Source organism: Halomarina ordinaria, from assembly GCF_030553305.1.
Classification (GTDB): Archaea; Halobacteriota; Halobacteria; order Halobacteriales; family Haloarculaceae; genus Halomarina; species Halomarina ordinaria.
In genome coordinates, this window is sequence record NZ_JARRAH010000001.1 from 1,878,834 (window position 1) to 1,893,148 (window position 14,315).

18 protein-coding genes and 3 tRNA genes are annotated in these 14,315 nt (G+C 71.7%); 9 read left to right on the top strand and 12 right to left on the bottom strand.

What is annotated here, in order from left to right:
- The first annotated feature begins 38 nt into the window (after positions 1-38).
- Positions 39-668 carry a rubrerythrin family protein gene (locus tag P1Y20_RS10170; protein WP_304448552.1) on the top strand — a complete coding sequence of 210 codons (630 nt, stop codon included), beginning with the start codon at positions 39-41 and terminating at the stop codon, positions 666-668.
- Positions 669-797: 129 nt separating this feature from the next.
- Here the strand turns inward: P1Y20_RS10170 and P1Y20_RS10175 are convergent, their stop codons facing one another.
- The 5 genes from P1Y20_RS10175 to P1Y20_RS10195 are packed head-to-tail and all read right to left on the bottom strand — an operon-like array spanning position 798 to position 3,491.
- Complete coding sequence (locus P1Y20_RS10175) at positions 798-1,214, bottom strand: acyl-CoA thioesterase (protein WP_304448553.1); 417 nt, start codon at positions 1,212-1,214, stop codon at positions 798-800.
- Positions 1,215-1,258: 44 nt separating this feature from the next.
- Positions 1,259-1,627: a DUF8159 domain-containing protein gene (locus P1Y20_RS10180; RefSeq protein ID WP_304448554.1), complete on the bottom strand. Its 369-nt coding sequence runs from the start codon at positions 1,625-1,627 to the stop codon at positions 1,259-1,261.
- A gap of 51 nt (positions 1,628-1,678) precedes the next feature.
- Complete coding sequence (locus P1Y20_RS10185) at positions 1,679-2,470, bottom strand: hypothetical protein (RefSeq protein WP_304448555.1); 792 nt, start codon at positions 2,468-2,470, stop codon at positions 1,679-1,681.
- Positions 2,471-2,503: 33 nt separating this feature from the next.
- Positions 2,504-3,091: a DUF6663 family protein gene (locus P1Y20_RS10190; RefSeq protein WP_304448556.1), complete on the bottom strand. Its 588-nt coding sequence runs from the start codon at positions 3,089-3,091 to the stop codon at positions 2,504-2,506.
- 46 nt (positions 3,092-3,137) lie between these two features.
- Positions 3,138-3,491 carry a YkvA family protein gene (locus P1Y20_RS10195; protein WP_304448557.1) on the bottom strand — a complete coding sequence of 118 codons (354 nt, stop codon included), beginning with the start codon at positions 3,489-3,491 and terminating at the stop codon, positions 3,138-3,140.
- Positions 3,492-3,595: 104 nt separating this feature from the next.
- On the opposite strand from P1Y20_RS10195, the gene P1Y20_RS10200 reads away from it, so the two are divergent.
- Together P1Y20_RS10200 and P1Y20_RS10205 are read left to right on the top strand one after the other, a co-directional pair.
- On the top strand, positions 3,596-4,504 hold the full coding sequence (locus P1Y20_RS10200; RefSeq protein WP_304448558.1) for a BtuF-related (seleno)protein: 909 nt from the start codon (positions 3,596-3,598) through the stop codon (positions 4,502-4,504).
- Positions 4,505-4,513: 9 nt separating this feature from the next.
- On the top strand, positions 4,514-4,906 hold the full coding sequence (locus P1Y20_RS10205; RefSeq protein WP_304448559.1) for a desampylase: 393 nt from the start codon (positions 4,514-4,516) through the stop codon (positions 4,904-4,906).
- Here P1Y20_RS10205 and ubaA read toward each other — a convergent pair whose 3' ends face one another.
- On the bottom strand, positions 4,907-5,731 hold the full coding sequence (ubaA, locus tag P1Y20_RS10210; protein ID WP_304448560.1) for an SAMP-activating enzyme E1: 825 nt from the start codon (positions 5,729-5,731) through the stop codon (positions 4,907-4,909). It lies immediately after the preceding gene.
- Between the two features lie 45 nt (positions 5,732-5,776).
- A complete protein-coding gene (locus tag P1Y20_RS10215; RefSeq protein WP_304448561.1) occupies positions 5,777-6,118 on the bottom strand; it encodes a hypothetical protein in 342 nt (113 codons plus the stop codon).
- Between the two features lie 82 nt (positions 6,119-6,200).
- On the opposite strand from P1Y20_RS10215, the gene P1Y20_RS10220 reads away from it, so the two are divergent.
- Genes P1Y20_RS10220 through P1Y20_RS10230 form a run of 3 tightly spaced genes read left to right on the top strand, consistent with a single transcriptional unit; the run spans position 6,201 to position 8,259 of the window.
- Positions 6,201-6,512: an EthD family reductase gene (locus P1Y20_RS10220; protein ID WP_304448562.1), complete on the top strand. Its 312-nt coding sequence runs from the start codon at positions 6,201-6,203 to the stop codon at positions 6,510-6,512.
- A 47-nt stretch (positions 6,513-6,559) separates the two neighbouring features.
- Positions 6,560-7,831, top strand: a complete 1,272-nt coding sequence (locus P1Y20_RS10225; protein ID WP_304448563.1) for an MFS transporter — start codon at positions 6,560-6,562, stop codon at positions 7,829-7,831.
- A 50-nt stretch (positions 7,832-7,881) separates the two neighbouring features.
- On the top strand, positions 7,882-8,259 hold the full coding sequence (locus P1Y20_RS10230) for a DUF7522 family protein (RefSeq protein WP_304448564.1): 378 nt from the start codon (positions 7,882-7,884) through the stop codon (positions 8,257-8,259).
- 199 nt (positions 8,260-8,458) lie between these two features.
- On the opposite strand, the gene P1Y20_RS10235 is transcribed toward P1Y20_RS10230, so the two are convergent.
- Positions 8,459-8,533 (bottom strand) — tRNA-Ile (locus tag P1Y20_RS10235).
- A 102-nt stretch (positions 8,534-8,635) separates the two neighbouring features.
- Here P1Y20_RS10235 and P1Y20_RS10240 point away from each other — a divergent pair.
- Complete coding sequence (locus P1Y20_RS10240; protein ID WP_304448565.1) at positions 8,636-9,265, top strand: GNAT family N-acetyltransferase; 630 nt, start codon at positions 8,636-8,638, stop codon at positions 9,263-9,265.
- 31 nt (positions 9,266-9,296) lie between these two features.
- Here P1Y20_RS10240 and P1Y20_RS10245 read toward each other — a convergent pair.
- Positions 9,297-9,369 (bottom strand) — tRNA-Asn (locus tag P1Y20_RS10245).
- 123 nt (positions 9,370-9,492) lie between these two features.
- Here P1Y20_RS10245 and cca point away from each other — a divergent pair.
- Entirely contained in the window at positions 9,493-10,845 is a 1,353-nt protein-coding gene (gene cca, locus P1Y20_RS10250; protein WP_304448566.1) for a CCA tRNA nucleotidyltransferase, read from the top strand.
- On the opposite strand, the gene P1Y20_RS10255 is transcribed toward cca, so the two are convergent.
- The 3 genes from P1Y20_RS10255 to P1Y20_RS10265 form a co-directional block, all read right to left on the bottom strand.
- Complete coding sequence (locus tag P1Y20_RS10255; protein ID WP_304448567.1) at positions 10,824-11,831, bottom strand: histone deacetylase family protein; 1,008 nt, start codon at positions 11,829-11,831, stop codon at positions 10,824-10,826. The genes cca and P1Y20_RS10255 overlap by 22 nt on opposite strands.
- Entirely contained in the window at positions 11,828-12,262 is a 435-nt protein-coding gene (locus P1Y20_RS10260) for a histone (RefSeq protein ID WP_304448568.1), read from the bottom strand. The genes P1Y20_RS10255 and P1Y20_RS10260 overlap by 4 nt, the downstream gene beginning before the upstream one ends.
- A 230-nt stretch (positions 12,263-12,492) precedes the next feature.
- Entirely contained in the window at positions 12,493-13,974 is a 1,482-nt protein-coding gene (locus P1Y20_RS10265) for a single-stranded DNA binding protein (RefSeq protein WP_304448569.1), read from the bottom strand.
- A 170-nt stretch (positions 13,975-14,144) separates the two neighbouring features.
- Between P1Y20_RS10265 and P1Y20_RS10270 the strand changes: the two genes are divergently transcribed.
- Positions 14,145-14,217: transfer RNA gene (locus tag P1Y20_RS10270), tRNA-Arg, on the top strand.
- The last annotated feature ends 98 nt before the right edge of the window (positions 14,218-14,315 follow it).

Sequence of the window (14,315 nt, forward strand, 5' to 3'; positions counted from 1 at the left end):
AGACGACTCTACATACGTCGGCGACCCGTTGGGGGGACATGGACCCCGACACGTTCGTTTCGACGGTCCGAGCGGAGTGCGCGACGGAACTCGACCGACTCGGGAGCGAGAAGGCGCTGGTCGCGACGACGGCGGCGCACCTCGACCGCGAGCACGTGCTGACCGCCGCCGCACGTGCCGAGCGGCGGGCGGCGACGACGTTCGAGACGTGGGCCGAAAGGGAGGACGAGGCGGCCGCTCGCGAGGCGTTCGAGCGGGTCGCCGACCGGGAGCGCCAGCACGCCGCGCGCGTCGAGGACCACCTCGACGGCGAGGTGGAGGCGACGGCCGACGCGCTCCACGAGCACCTCCGGGGCTGCGACTCGACCGTCGAGCGCGCCGCCGCCGGGATGGTCGGGCGGTCGCTGGTGACCGATAGGACCTTCCTCCAGACCATCAACTTCTTCGTCAACGAGTCGGACGAGGCGGCGGCGAACCTGTTCCGGGAACTCCGCTCGGAGACCGACGAGCAGGTCGAGGACGGGGCGGCGCTCCTCGACGACCTGTGCGGGCGCGACGAGGACTGGGAGCGCGCGCGAGAGGCGGCCGTCGCCGTCGTGGAACTGGCCTACGAGGAGTACGCCGACGCGCTCGAAGGGATGGGCATCGACCCGCGGCCGGTCTGTTGAGCGGTCGGGGGGCGAACAGGCGACACGGCGGGCGCTCCACGGACCGCTGTGTCGCACACCCGCGGACGGTCCGTGGCCGGCGTCAGGGCACACCGGCGCTGGCCGCGCGCTCGTATATGAACGCTCGCCTCACTGTTCGGGCGGGTCGTCCTGGAAGACGACGACGGCGTCGCGGAACGCCTCGGGGACGCGCGTCGACCCGTCCGCGTCGACGGCGACGTGGACGACGTGGCCCTCGGCGAGCGTCGCGCCGTCGCGCTTGCGGCGTGCGCGGTAGGCGAAACGAACGCTCGACTCCCCGATGGCCTCGACGCGACAGGCGTTGACGACGACGTCCTCGAAGCGCGCCGGCGCGCGGTAGTCGAGGTCGACGTGCGCGACGTGGACGTCCCAGTCGGCGGCGCGCATGGTGTCGTAGTCGTAGCCGATAGCCCGGAGGAAGGCGTTGACCGTCTCGTCCTGGAAGGTGACGTACTCGCCGTAGAAGACGACGCCCTGCTGGTCGGTCTCTGCGAAGCGCACGCGGTTCTCGTAGACGTCGTGCATACGCGGAGACGGCCCGCCGCCGTGATAGCTGTTGGCTCGGTCGGTCAGTTCGTCTCGGTGCGCGGCCCCCACGCGCGCACGGCCTCGATGGCGCGTCGGGAGAACTCCTCTTCCGAAATGTCGCCGGCGTCGAGCGCCCGCAGCCACTCCTCGCGCACCTCCCAGGTCCCGTGGACGACGCCGTCGGGGTTCGTGACCGTCGCGCCGACGTTCTGGGGGTCCCACCCCTCGAACTCGCGGAGTGAGACGACGACGGTGCCCACCTGTCGGGGCGGGACGCCGCCGGTCGGGAGGACCGTCTCGTAGACCAGTTCGAGCGTCCCGTCGACGCACCCCGCGTCCGTCAGGTAGACGTTCTGGCTCATGAGGTGCTCTTCGAGGTGCTCGTACAGCGCCTCGTCGATGCCGGGCATACTCGTCCGTCGGCGGCCGGCGGATTAAGCGTGCGGCTCTCGGTTCGGACGTCAGCCCTCGACGTGTAGGGGGCGCTCGATGCGACCGCCCATCCACTCCACGAGGACGGCGCTCGTCCCGGCGGCGGGTGCGGTGAGCGAGAGGGTGGTGCGGACGGGTCGACCGGCCGGGAGGTCGACGCGTTCGACGCGGCCGGCGAGCGAGTCGGCGGTCGCGACGACGGCGAGGGGTTCCGCGCGCCCACCGAGGCGGGCGGCGGTGACCGCCACGGGGAAGGGCTCCCCCCGCTCGACGCGGTCGGGGACGCGAACGTCCCGGACCTGGACGGCGGGCGGGTCGTTCAGTAGGTCGAGCGTCGCCCCGTCGACGGGCCACTCGGCGACCGGGTCGCCGGCCTCGAACCGGACGACTGCGGCCGACTCGACCGCGCGCGTCGTCGGCACGGGGAAGACGAGCGCCCAGTCGCCGCCGACGACTCGACCCGCGCCGTAGACGACCTCGGGTGGGGGTCTGACCGCCTCTGCGGGGACGGGCGCGCGGCCGTCGAGCACGAGGCCGTACTGCTCGGGTGGCGGTGCCTCGCGCTCGCCGCGCACGTCGACCCACGCGAGGAGGAACTGGGTGTGGGGGGCGCTCCGAATCGCGGGGGCGGTGGACTCGTCGAGGACGTACGCGGCGTAGGGGTGGACCCGGTCGACGCGGGGGGTCGCCTCGTCGAGGGTCGCTCGCTCGCCGAGCGAGAGGGTGGTCGGGTCGGGGCTCCCGGCGGCGAGACAGCCGGCGAGCGCGCCGGTGGCCGCCGCGACGACCCCGGAGCGGAGGAACGACCGACGGGTCGACATGGACGGAGGCTACGGTGAACGTGGCATAAGCTTTCAGGAATCGAGAGAGTACGTATCCCGTACCGTTTCCGCGAGCAGGCCGTCGCGCCGGAGGGCGATGTAGACGACGACGAAGGGGTCGGCGGCCGGGTCGAGGACGAACACGTCGTACGGCGGGTCGGCGCCCTCGATGCGGGCGACGAGGGGGTCGAGCGGGCGGAGGCCGTCCTCGAACTCGGCGAAGAGGTCGCGCTCGCCGGCCTGTTCGGCGAAGACGTAGAGCACGCCGTTGACGTCGCCGTCGGTGTTCCGGGTGAGGTGGGCGTTCATCGCCTCGCCGGCGCGGTCGGCCTCGGCCCAGCAGTCGAGCGCCGCCTGGAAGGTCGGCGAGACGTCACGAGCGAACGAGAAGTGCGTTTCGGTGAGACGGTCGAGGGCGACGAACCGGGGGCGCTCGCCGTCCCAGTCGAACGTCGCGCGGACGGTGTTGCCCGGTTCGAGCGCGGCGACGCGGTCGGCGAGCGGGTCGTCGTACCCCGCGCGCTCGACGTAGACGGGGTCCGCCGTCTCGGTGTCGAGCAGGAGGAACTCGTCGTCCGCGCGGGTGCTCCGGAGGACGCGGTAGACCGCGGAGTCGCTCATCGGCGGGCGTTGGTGGCCGGGCGTTGTGTGGCTGTCGGGTCGTCGCTCAGAGCCAGCCGAGCCACCGGACGACGAGGACGGCCCCGACGAGCGACAGCGCGAGCGCGCTCGCCACCAGCCCCGCCGCCAGCCACACCCGGTCGCGGGCCGCCTCGCGGTGCTCCTCGACGACGGCGTCGGGGACGACGTGGCCGACGCCCCGCTGGACGAGGACGCCGAACAGCAGGTCGTCGCCCCACCCGAGGAGGGGGATGGCGTCGGGCAGGAGGTCGACCGGGACGACGAGGTACGCGGCGGCGAGCGCGACGAGCGCGGCGACGCGGTTCGGCGTTCGCCGGTCGAGGGCGACCCGGACCAGCACGTACGCCTCGACGACGACCGTGGTGAGACGGCGGAGCATCGCCTCCGGGTAGCAGGTGCGCGCCCTTGAGGGGTGCGCCGGCGGGTGCGCCGCGCCCCCGCACCGCCGGCGGGGTTTAGTCGCTCGCGCCCCTCTCGACGACCATGCGCATCGTCTCGCTGCTCCCCTCGGCGACGGAGATCGTCTACGCGCTCGGCCTCGAACCCGTGGCGGTGTCCCACGAGTGCGACTACCCGCCCGAGGCGAGCGAGAAGCCGGCCGTGAACGCGACGCGAATCGACCCGACGGCGTCGAGCGCCGACATCGACGCACAGGTGCTCGACGCCGAACGCGAGGGCGAGGGGGTCTACGACATCGACCTCGACGTCCTCGCGGCGGCCGACCCCGACCTCATCGTCACGCAGGGGCTGTGCGACGTCTGCGCCGTCGACGAGGTGGTCGTCGAGGAGGCCGTCGAGGAACTCGACCTCGACTGTCGCATCCTGACGACCGACCCCCACAGCCTCGCGGACGTGTTCGACGACATCCGACGTGTCGGACGCGCGACCGGGCGCGAGGGCCACGCCGACCAGCTGGTGTCGGAACTCCGCGCGGGCGTCGACGCCGTCCGCGACGTGACCGCCGGCGTCGAGGAGCGCCCCGAGGTGGCTGTCCTCGACTGGCTCGACCCCGTGATGACGGCGGGCCACTGGGTGCCGGAACTGGTCGAGTACGCCGGTGGCGACCCGCTGTTCGCGGGGGACGCCTCCGTCCCGCGCGAGTGGGCGGCGATTCGCGAGGCCGACCCGGACGTCCTCGTCGCCGCTCCCTGCGGCTTCGACCTCGACCAGACCGCGGCGAACCTGGGCGGCCTCACCGACCGTCCCGGGTGGGACGACCTGACGGCCGTCCGCGAGGGGCGCGCCTACGCCCTCGACGGCCATCACTACCTCAACCGGCCGGGGCCGCGCCTCGTCGACACCCTGGAGTACCTCGCCGCGCTGATTCACCCGGACCTGTTCGAGGCGCCGCCGGGCGACGTCGCGCGACCGCTGGCGCGCGTCACCGCCTGAGCGAGCGCGATGTTCGAACTCGCACGAGCGACGCGAGCCGCCCTCCTCGACCACGCGAGCGAGGGGGCTCCCGAGGAGGTCTGTGGCGTCCTCGGCGGCGTGGTCGAGGAGGAGTCGATACGGGCGACGACGCACGTCCCCGTCGAGAACGTCGCCCGGACGCCGGAGACGCGCTACGAACTCGACCCGGCGGCTCAGCTGGCGGCGATGGAACGCATCGAAGACGAGGGACGGGCGGTCGTCGGGTTCTACCACTCCCACCCGCGCGGGCCGACCGGGCCGAGCGCGACCGACGCGGCGCAGGCGACGTGGCCGGGGATGCGCTACGTCATCGTCGTTCCCGACGAGTCGTTCGTCGGCTGCTGGCTGTGGGACGGCGAGGCGTTCGAGCGCGAGACGTGACTACTCGGCGGGAATCGAGCAGGTCTCCTCGTACGCCACGTCGTGGACCGACTCGATGCGGGGGTCCTCCCCGCAGACCGGGCAGTCGGGGTTCTTGCGTATCTCGACGGTCTCGAACGTCATGTCGCCGGCGTCGTAGAGGACGAGCCGACCGTCGAGCGTCTCGCCGTAGCCGAGCGCGAGCTTCATCGCCTCGGTCGCCTGGATACAGCCGACCGTTCCCGGGAGGACGCCGAGGACGCCCGCCTCGGCACAGCTCGGGACCGTCCCCGCCGGGGGCGCCTCGGGGAAGATACACCGGTAGCAGGGGGAGTCCTCGCGCGCCTCGAAGGTCGTCACCTGCCCCTCGAAGCGGAGGATGGCGCCGTGCGAGAAGGGGACGCCCGCGAGCGTACAGGCGTCGTTGACGAGGTAGCGCGTGGCGAAGTTGTCCGAGCCGTCGACGACCACGTCGTAGTCGGCGATGAGCGACTCGACGTTCTCCTCGGTGACGCGCGTCTCGTGGGGCTCGACGGTGATATCGGGGTTCTGTCGGGCGACGAAGTCGGCGGCGGAGTCGACCTTCGGGCGGCCCACGTCGGCGTCGGCGTGGATGACCTGCCGCTGGAGGTTGGACCGTTCGACCACGTCGTCGTCGGCGATGCCGAGCGTCCCGACGCCGGCGGCGGCGAGGTACTGGATGACCGGCGAGCCGAGGCCACCCGCGCCGATGCAGAGCACCCGCGCGTCGAGCAGCGCCGCCTGCCCGTCGGGTCCGACCTCGTCCATGATGATGTGCCGGGAGTACCGGTCGAGCTGTTCGGGCGAGAGTGCGAGGTCAGCCATACACACACCAGGTGACGACGGAGAATAAGCGCGGGGGTGCCGTCCCTACTCCTCCGGGGGCCGCCCCCGGCCCCCGCCGCGGGCGAACAGGAGGAGGGCGAAGGCCAGCGGCGACAGGACGGCCAGCACGACGGCGAGGAACGCGAGTACGAAGTTCAGGCCGGGGGCGAACGGTTCGCTCTCACCCTCGTCGTCGTTCTCGCCCTCGCCGTCGTTCTCGCCCTCCCCACCGCCGTCGTTCTCACCCTCACCTTCGCTCGCGTTGGTGCCACTCTCGTTGCCCTGGGCGGCCGCGGTGGCGCTGGCGGCGGCCGTCGCGGCGACGACCCCCGCCCCGGCCCCCGCACGCAGGAAGGCGCGTCGTCCGACCCGGTCGTTCTCGGTCACGAGTGGAGGGGTTCACGCCCGGCGCACATGAGCGTTGCCGCGAGCGAACAGTTACGGTCCCGGCGCGAGAGGTCGAGACGCCATGACGACCAAGATTGTGTTCGGTCTCAACCGGACGGAGGGGATGGACCGCGAGGAGTTCGAGCGCTACTACCTGGAGGAGCACGCACCGATGGCCGAGGAGATGCCGAACGTCGAGCGCTACACCGTCGCGTTCGCCGACGAGGGGGCGCCCTACGACGCGCTGGCGGAGGTGTTCTTCGCCGACCGCGAGGCGCTCGACGCGGCGCTCGACAGCGAGGCGGGCCGGGCCGCCGGCGCCGACATCGCCAACTTCGCCGACACCGACGACGTGCTCCAGCTGGTCGCCGAGGAGACCGTCGTCGTCGACTGACCGGTCGGTTTCGCAACCGCTTTTTCGGGACCACCCAGACCCGGTGTATGCCCCTCCGCTCGCGAGTCGCCACGCCGGCCGCCCGCCAGTTCGGCGCGCTCTACCTCACGCGCTTCGCCGCCGGGTTCGGCCTGGCGACGCTCGCGGCGCTCCTCCCGACGTACATCAACGTCCTCGGCGCCTCCGGCGTCGTCCTCGGCCTGTTCTACACGGGCTTCACGGTCGCCCAGACGGCCGCCGTCGTCCCCGTGGCGTGGGCCGGCGACCGCTACGACAAGCGGACCGTCCTGCTCGTCGGCCTCGGTCTCGGCGTCGTCGCCTACGGCGCGTTCGCGTTCGTCGAGACGAGCGGGCACGTCGTCCTCGCGCGCGCCCTCCAGGGGCTCTCGGCGACGGCGACGGGGATCCTCTCGCTGGCGCTGGTGGGCGAACTCGCCGCGAGGGACGGCCGCGCGAACCGCATCGGCCGGGCGAACGCCGCACGGCTCGCGGCGGGGGTCGGCGGCGCGCTCAGCGCGGGCTACCTCTACCAGCGCTTCGGCTTCGGCGCCGTCTACAGTGTCCAGGTGGCGCTCATGGTGGGCGCGCTGCTCGCCGTCCTCGCGTTCGTCGACCCCGACGGGAGCCGCATACGGGGAAACCCCTTCCGTGGGCTCGCACTCAACCGGCGGCTGTGGACGCTGACGAGCTTCCGCGCGCAGTACGCCGTCTCGGTGACGCTCGTCCGGAACTTCGTCCCCGTCTACGCCGGTCTGTCGGCCGCCCGCGGCGGTCTCGGCTACGTGGAGGCGACGCTCGCCGTGAGCGTCGTCATCGTCGCCGAGAAGGTGGCGAACATGTGCTGTCAACCCTACAGCGGGACGCTCTCGGACCGCCACGGCCGCGCGCTGTTCGTCTTCGTTGGCGGGGCCGCCTACGGCGTGGTCGCCCTGCTGGTCCCGTTCACGCCCCTGCTGGGCGAGGCGCTCTCGCTCCCCGCGACGTTCCCCTCCCTGGGCGAGCTGTCGGTGGCGTTCCTCCCGCTGGTCGCGCTGAACGCGCTGCTGGGCGTCGCGGACAGTCTCCGCGAACCCGCGAGCATGGCGCTGTTCGCCGACGAGGGGACCGCCGACGGCAGCGTCGCCAGCAGTTTCGGCGTCCGGGAACTCGTCTGGCGGCCGGGGAGCGTCGTCGCCCCCGTCGTCGCCGGCGTCCTCGTCGACTCGGTGGGCATCGCGTGGGTGTTCTACCTCGGCGGGGCGAGCGCGCTCTGCGCCGTCGCCACCTTCCTCGGCGTCCTCTCTCGCTACCACGGGACGCGCGCGCTGACCGAGTGGTGAGGGGAGGGCTCGCGCAGGGCATATCTCCTCGGCGTGCGTATTCGAGAGACATGACAGCACTCGTCACGGACGAGCGTCGCGAGACGCTCGTCAGCGCCGCTCGAACCGCCATCGGAGACGACCTCCGGAGCCTGGTCTACTTCACCCCCGAGGAGTGGGAACGGCTCTACCTGCGGAGCGACCTCGACCGGGACGCCGACGTCGAGCGCTTCGCCGCCAACGAGCGCCTCGCGTTCGCCGACCTGCGCGCCTACGGCACCTCCGAACTCGGCACCTACCAGTTCACCATCAGGGCGTTCACCGACGGCTACGTCGTCCGGGTCGTCGACGGCGAGGAGGGGACGTTCGCCACCACCGACGCGATGCCCATCACGCTGTTCGAGGAGGTGGCGACGGCGCTCCGGCGGACGCTCGCGAGCGAGGAGTGAGCTGCCGGATTTGAACCACGGTCGCTCGCTGGCGCTCGCTCCTCGATTCAAATCGGCAGCGGTGTACTCGGCACGGCGCTGCGCGCCGGCCTCATGGGCCCTGCCGGATTTGAACCACGGTCGCTCGCTGGCGCTCGCTCCTCAGTTCAAATCCGTCGGGGTTCCGCGCGACCGCTCGCTGACGCTCGCGGTACTCGCATGGGCCCTGCCGGATTTGAACCAGCGCTCAACCGGTTATGAGCCGGTCGCTTTGACCTGACTAAGCTAAGGGCCCTCAGTCCAGGGTTTTCTGTCGCGCCTCTTTAGTGTGCCGAGACGGGTCGGCAAGCGTCGCGCGGGACGCAACGGGTTTGCACGCCGCCCCGAATCGGAGGGCATGACCGGAGAGGCCAGCGAGTCCGCGGGCGCGGTGAGCGCGACGCTCCGACTCGCCACGCCCGGGGACGCGGGCGCGATTCGCGACGTCTACGCCCCCTACGTCGAGGAGACCACTATCACGTTCGAGCGGACGCCCCCGACCGAAGCCGAGATGCGAGCGCGCATCGAGTCGAAACGGGAGGCCTACCCGTGGCTCGTCTGCGAACGCGACGGCCGGGTGGTGGCGTACGCCTACGCCGGCCCGGTGCGCTCGCGGGCGGCCTACCGGTGGGCGACCGAGAGTTCGGTGTACGTCGCCGACGGCGCGAAACGGGCCGGCGTCGGTCGGGGCCTCTACACCGCCCTGTTCGACCTGCTCGCCGGGCAGGGCTACTGTAGCGTCTACGCGGCCGTCACGCTCCCCAATCCGACGAGCGCCGCCTTCCACGAGGCGTTGGGCTTCGGGCGCGTCGGCGTCTGGGAGGACGTCGGCTACAAACTGGAGGAGTGGTGCGACGTGGGGTGGTTCCGTCGCGCGCTGTGCGACCCACCGGCCGACCCCGACCCGCCGCTCCCCGTCGCCGACGCGCGGGAGGCGTCGTGGTGGGACGAGGCGCTCCGCGCGGGCGAGGCGGTCATCGAGTCGTAGCGGGGGCTGGCGGAGCAGTGAACGAGAGGAGCGCCACCGCCAGGACTCGAACCTGGGACAACCTCGTTAACAGCGAGGTGCTCTACCAACTGAGCTACGGCGGCTCTACCATCCCCTAACTCGATTCACCAGATAGGACTTTCGTTTCCGGGGCGGTCGGGCGGAGTGCGACCACACGTCACAGGGCGGACCGACACGTTTTCGCCCGCCGACCGGGACCTCCGCACATGGACGAGTTCGAGGCCGTCGTCGAGGAAATCGCCGCCCGCGTCGTCCCCGATACGGAGGAGCGCGAGCGACTCGCGGGGGTCGCGGGGCGCGTCCTCGCGGCGGCGGAGGCGGCCGTCGACGACCTGCCGGTCGCGGCGGACGTTGTCCAGGTCGGCTCGACCGCCCGGGGGACGTGGGTCAGCGGCGACCGCGACATCGACGTGTTCGTCCGCTTCCCGCCGGACCTCCCGCGCGCGGACCTGGAGCGCTACGGCCTCCAGGTCGGCCGGGCGGTCCTCCCCGACGGCCACGAGGAGTACGCCGAACACCCCTACGTGAAGGGCACCGTCGAGGGGTTCGACGTCGACCTCGTTCCCTGTTACAGGGTAGCAGACGCCACGGACATCCAGTCGGCGGTGGACCGCACGCCCTTCCACGACGCCTACCTCTCGGCGCGACTCGACGCCGACCTCGCCCGCGAGGTGGTGCTGACGAAGGCGTTCCTGAAGGGCATCGGCGTCTACGGGAGCGACCTCCGGACGAAGGGGTTCTCGGGCTACCTGACGGAACTGCTCGTGCTGGCGTACGGCGACCTGCGTTCGTTCCTGGCGGCCGCGTGCGACTGGCGCCCGCCGGTCGAACTCGACCCCGAGGCCCACGGCAGGCGGTCGTTCGACGACCCGCTCGTGGTCGTCGACCCCACCGACCCGGAGCGCAACGTCGCCGCGGTGTGCTCGACTGACAACGTCGCGCGGCTCGTCCACCACGCGCGGGTGTTCCTCGCGGACCCGACCGTCGAGCGCTTCGACCCGCCCGCGCCGACCCCGCTCGACGCCGAGAGGATGGCCGCGGAACTCGACCGGCGGGGGACGACCCCCTTCGCGCTCCGGTTCGACGCGCCCGACCTCGTGGACGACCAGCTCTACCCCCAGCTGGAGAAGTCGCTCGCGGGGGTCGCCGGAGAACTCGACCGGCAGGGGTTCGACGTGCTCCGGGCGGCCGCGTTCGCCGACGAGACGGCCGTCCTCTTCGTCGAGTGCGAGGTGGCCGCCCGACCCGCCGTCGCGCGCCACGACGGGCCTCCGGTGTGGGTCGGCGGTCACGCCGCTGGCTTCTACGACAAGTACGCCGAATCGGGGGACGTCTACGGGCCGTTCGTCGACGGTGCGCGCTACGTCGTCGAGCGCGAGCGCGACCACGCGACGGCGCGCTCGTGGCTCGAGAGCGACGCCCTCTTCGGCGTCTCGCTCGGCGTCCGCGTCGAGGACGCACTCAGAGAGGGCTACGAGGTGCTCGGCGGGGAGGAGACCGTAGCACTGGCCGGGGAGTTCGGGGCGGACCTCGCGCGTTACTTCGACCCCAGGCCGTGATGGTCGAGGGTCGACCGGACGACCCGCTGGGCCTTCTCGTCGACATCGCCCTCGGGTTCGACCGGCTCGCGTCCCTCGAACACCTCGTCGACGGTGGCGACGCTCTCGGCGAGCGACTCCAGGCCGTACCCCCCCTCCAGGACGAACGCGAGCGGGGCGTCGAGGTCGTCAGCGAGGTCGCGCATCCGGTCGGTGAGGGCGGCGTACCCCTCCGAGGAGACGCGCATCCGCGAGATGGGGTCGCGCTCGTGGGCGTCGAAGCCGGCGCTGACGAGCACGAGGCCGGGGTCGAACGCTTCGAGCGCGGGGCGAAGCCCCTCGTCGATGGCGAAGGCGTACTCGACGTCGCCACAGCCGGCGGGGAGCGCGAGGTTGAACGTCGCCCCCTCGCCGTCGTCGCGACCGGTCTCGTCGGGGTGGCCCGTCCCGGGGTAGAGGCCGCGCTCGTGGATGGAGGAGTAGTGGACGTCGCCGCGCTCGTAGAAGATGTCCTGCGTGCCGTTGCCGTGGTGGACGTCCCAGTCGAAGATAGCGACGCGGTCGACCCGTTCGAGGGCGGACTGGGCCGCGACGGCGGCGTTGTTGAAGAAGCAGAAGCCCATGGCGTCGTCGTAGACGGCGTGGTGACCCGGCGGGCGACCGAGCGCGAAGGGGGTGTCCCAGCCGTCGGCCCCGTCGAGTGCCTCGTGGGCGGCCCAGCGGGCGATGCCGGCGCTGGCGAGCGCCGCGTCCCACGTCTCCTCGACGGCGACCGTGTCGGGGTCCCACTCTCCACCGCCGTCGGCGCAGAACGCCCGGACGGACTCGACGTACTCGTCGTCGTGGACGGCCTTCACCTCCTCCGGGGTGGCGGCGTCGGGGGCGGCGTACTCGACGGCGTGTTGCCGGGAGAGCGCGCGCCGGATGGCGCGCAGTCGGTCGGGACGCTCCGGGTGGCGCGGTCCCGCGTCGTGTGAGAGACAGGCCTCCCGGTAGCCGAACTTCATTCGAAGTAGGCGGCGAGTTCGAAGTACGTCTCGACGTCGGCTTCGATGACCGTCCGGCGGTCGGCGTGCCGGGCGAGGACGGCGGCCGCGGCGGCCACGTCGTCCGCGTAGGCCTCGAGCAGCGACGCGAGGGCGATACGCGCGTCCATCGAGACGCGATAGCGGTCGTCGATGTCGAGTCGGGCGATGCGGTCGACCGGCGCGATGGGGAGTTCGAGCGCCGCCTTCTCGCCGGTCGTGCCGAAGTCCTCGGCCATCAGCGTCTTGCGGCCGTCCTCGGTCGCGCGCTGGGCGGCGTCGACGGCCAACGCCGCGCCGCGGACCTGGATGTGGTGAGCGAGCGCCTCGGCGGCGTCGGCGCTCACCCGGAGGGACCCCGCGTTCCGCCGGATGATAGTGTCCACCGGCGCGAACGGTAACTCGACACTCATACCGTGACACGGGACTGTTTCGGGCTTAAGCGTTCCGCGTCGATAGACCACCCTCCGACGGGGGTCGAAGCGCGGGTGTCGGGGCGAACGCAGTCGTCCGGGGGACGTGACGACCAGACACGGTTCGAGCAAGTGCAGCGAGACCGGAGGAAACGGGAGCAGAACACGGTGGCCGTCGGCCGACAGGCGGCAGGCGACAGGCGACGGTCGTCGACCGCAGGCGGCAGTCGTCAGAAGACCTCGTCGGCCTCGAGGCGGCCGTCCACCAGTCGCCCGCGGACGGTCACCTCCTGGCCGAGGCGGACGTCCTCGTCGGTGACGACGGTGACCGTCTCGCTCCCGTCGTCGAGCATCACCGGGTCGCCCGTCTGGACGACGGTCCCGGTGAACTCCGTGGACTCGTCGCCGTCGCTCGCGTCGGCGAGTCCCTCGGCGCTCGCCGTGGCCGCGGCGGCACTCTCCGCCCCGGCGTCGGACGACGGCGCGTCTCCGGCACTTCCCGCACCGTCGGCGTCGCTCTCGCCGGTGAAGGCGTCGAGACCGGTCGCACCGCCCGAACCACCGTCGGAGTCGTCGGCGTCGGCGCTCCCCGCCTCCGCCCCGGCGGTCGTGCTCCCCGCGTCGAGGACGGAGACCGTCGAGCGCCACCCGGCGGAGGCTTCGAGGTCCTCCTGCCAGCCGTCCTTTATCTCCACGTCGGCGAACAGCACCTCGTCGCCGGGGCCGATGTCGGCGTCGGCCTTCTCGCCCCACAGCGCCACGCGGATGTCGCCAGTGCGGTCCTGCACGCGAACGTTCCGCACCTGGCCCTCGCTCCCGTCGTCGCGGTCGAACGTCCGCTTGGGGTCCGCGGAGCGGATGACGCCCGCGATGTCGACGACGTCCTCCAGTTCGAGGTCCTCGATGTCCGTCGTCTCGGGGACGTACGTCACGTCCTCGTCGAGGTCCTCGACCTTCCCGCGGGAGCCGACGTGGAGTTCGAGCGCGCCGTCGCGCTCCCTGACGTAGCCGTCGACGACCTCGACGGAACGCCCCTCCTCCAGTTCGGTGGCGCGGTCGGCCTGCTCGTCCCAGAGGGTCACGCGCACGCGGCCCGTCTCGTCGCCGAGGACGACGTTCGCGACGCGGCCCTCGCTCCCGTCGTCGCGCGAGAAGGTCCGGACGGGTTCGGTGCCGAGGACGCGCCCGCGCGCAGAGACGTCGCTCTGGCCGAGCGAGAGCGACGCGATGGTGCCCTCCTCGGCGAGGTCGACCTCGATGGTCGCGTCGGGGTCGCCCTCGACGCGGCTGGCGCTCACCTCCAGGCCGCTGTAGCCCTCCTTGGGACGACCCTTGATACGCAGCACGTCGCCGGCGTCGAGTTCCTCCTCGGCAGCGGCCGCGTCCTGGTCCCAGAGCGCGACGCGCACGCGGCCCGTCTCGTCCGCGACCTCGACGTTGAGCACCTGCCCCTCGCCGTCTTCGCGCTCGAACGTCCGGAGGTCGCCGACGCTCAGCACCTTCGCGAGGAACTTCACCTCCTCCATGCCGGCTTCGACGTCCGCGATGCCGTTGACCTCCTCCTCGGTGAGTTCGTGCGCGACGAGCATCGCCGCCGTCTCCTCGTCGGCGAGGCCGTCCATCTGTTCGACCTTCGTTGCCACTGCCTCGCGGAACTCCTCCTCGGAGATGTCCGCCTCGAGGTCCCCGTATACGTCCTCGATAACGCCCATTAGTCGGGACATGGGTACACCGCTGTTAATCGTTGTCGATTGTTCGAACGGTTCGGCATACGCCCCACTGGTCACCCTCTGGTACTTGAACGTTCGTCGCCGTGTTGACAGCCGGCAGGACGCGAGCGAACCGTAACCCACTTATCCCGAACCCCGGTACGGATAGGTGAGTCCTGGTAGGGTAGTGGACTATCCTCTTGGCTTGCGGAGCCAGGGACCGGAGTTCAAATCTCCGTCAGGACGTTTCTACGAGGCGTCACGCGACGAGCGAAGCGAGGAGCCGACGCCTCGTGAAACGCCTCCACGGAGATTTGAGCAGACGAGACGAGCGGTGGCGAGGT

Bases quoted from the DNA above. Each gene is read 5' to 3' on its own strand.
- P1Y20_RS10225 (WP_304448563.1), top strand. From the start codon at position 6,560: ATGCCCCTCCGCTCGCGAGTCGCCACGCCGGCCGCCCGCCAGTTCGGC.
- P1Y20_RS10200 (WP_304448558.1), top strand. From the start codon at position 3,596: ATGCGCATCGTCTCGCTGCTCCCCTCGGCGACGGAGATCGTCTACGCG.
- P1Y20_RS10175 (WP_304448553.1), bottom strand. From the start codon at position 1,214: ATGCACGACGTCTACGAGAACCGCGTGCGCTTCGCAGAGACCGACCAG.
- P1Y20_RS10260 (WP_304448568.1), bottom strand. From the start codon at position 12,262: ATGAGTGTCGAGTTACCGTTCGCGCCGGTGGACACTATCATCCGGCGG.
- P1Y20_RS10190 (WP_304448556.1), bottom strand. From the start codon at position 3,091: ATGAGCGACTCCGCGGTCTACCGCGTCCTCCGGAGCACCCGCGCGGAC.
- P1Y20_RS10265 (WP_304448569.1), bottom strand. From the start codon at position 13,974: ATGGGCGTTATCGAGGACGTATACGGGGACCTCGAGGCGGACATCTCC.
- ubaA (WP_304448560.1), bottom strand. From the start codon at position 5,731: ATGGCTGACCTCGCACTCTCGCCCGAACAGCTCGACCGGTACTCCCGG.
- P1Y20_RS10180 (WP_304448554.1), bottom strand. From the start codon at position 1,627: ATGCCCGGCATCGACGAGGCGCTGTACGAGCACCTCGAAGAGCACCTC.
- P1Y20_RS10240 (WP_304448565.1), top strand. From the start codon at position 8,636: ATGACCGGAGAGGCCAGCGAGTCCGCGGGCGCGGTGAGCGCGACGCTC.
- cca (WP_304448566.1), top strand. From the start codon at position 9,493: ATGGACGAGTTCGAGGCCGTCGTCGAGGAAATCGCCGCCCGCGTCGTC.
- P1Y20_RS10220 (WP_304448562.1), top strand. From the start codon at position 6,201: ATGACGACCAAGATTGTGTTCGGTCTCAACCGGACGGAGGGGATGGAC.
- P1Y20_RS10195 (WP_304448557.1), bottom strand. From the start codon at position 3,491: ATGCTCCGCCGTCTCACCACGGTCGTCGTCGAGGCGTACGTGCTGGTC.
- P1Y20_RS10255 (WP_304448567.1), bottom strand. From the start codon at position 11,831: ATGAAGTTCGGCTACCGGGAGGCCTGTCTCTCACACGACGCGGGACCG.
- P1Y20_RS10205 (WP_304448559.1), top strand. From the start codon at position 4,514: ATGTTCGAACTCGCACGAGCGACGCGAGCCGCCCTCCTCGACCACGCG.
- P1Y20_RS10185 (WP_304448555.1), bottom strand. From the start codon at position 2,470: ATGTCGACCCGTCGGTCGTTCCTCCGCTCCGGGGTCGTCGCGGCGGCC.
- P1Y20_RS10230 (WP_304448564.1), top strand. From the start codon at position 7,882: ATGACAGCACTCGTCACGGACGAGCGTCGCGAGACGCTCGTCAGCGCC.
- P1Y20_RS10170 (WP_304448552.1), top strand. From the start codon at position 39: ATGGACCCCGACACGTTCGTTTCGACGGTCCGAGCGGAGTGCGCGACG.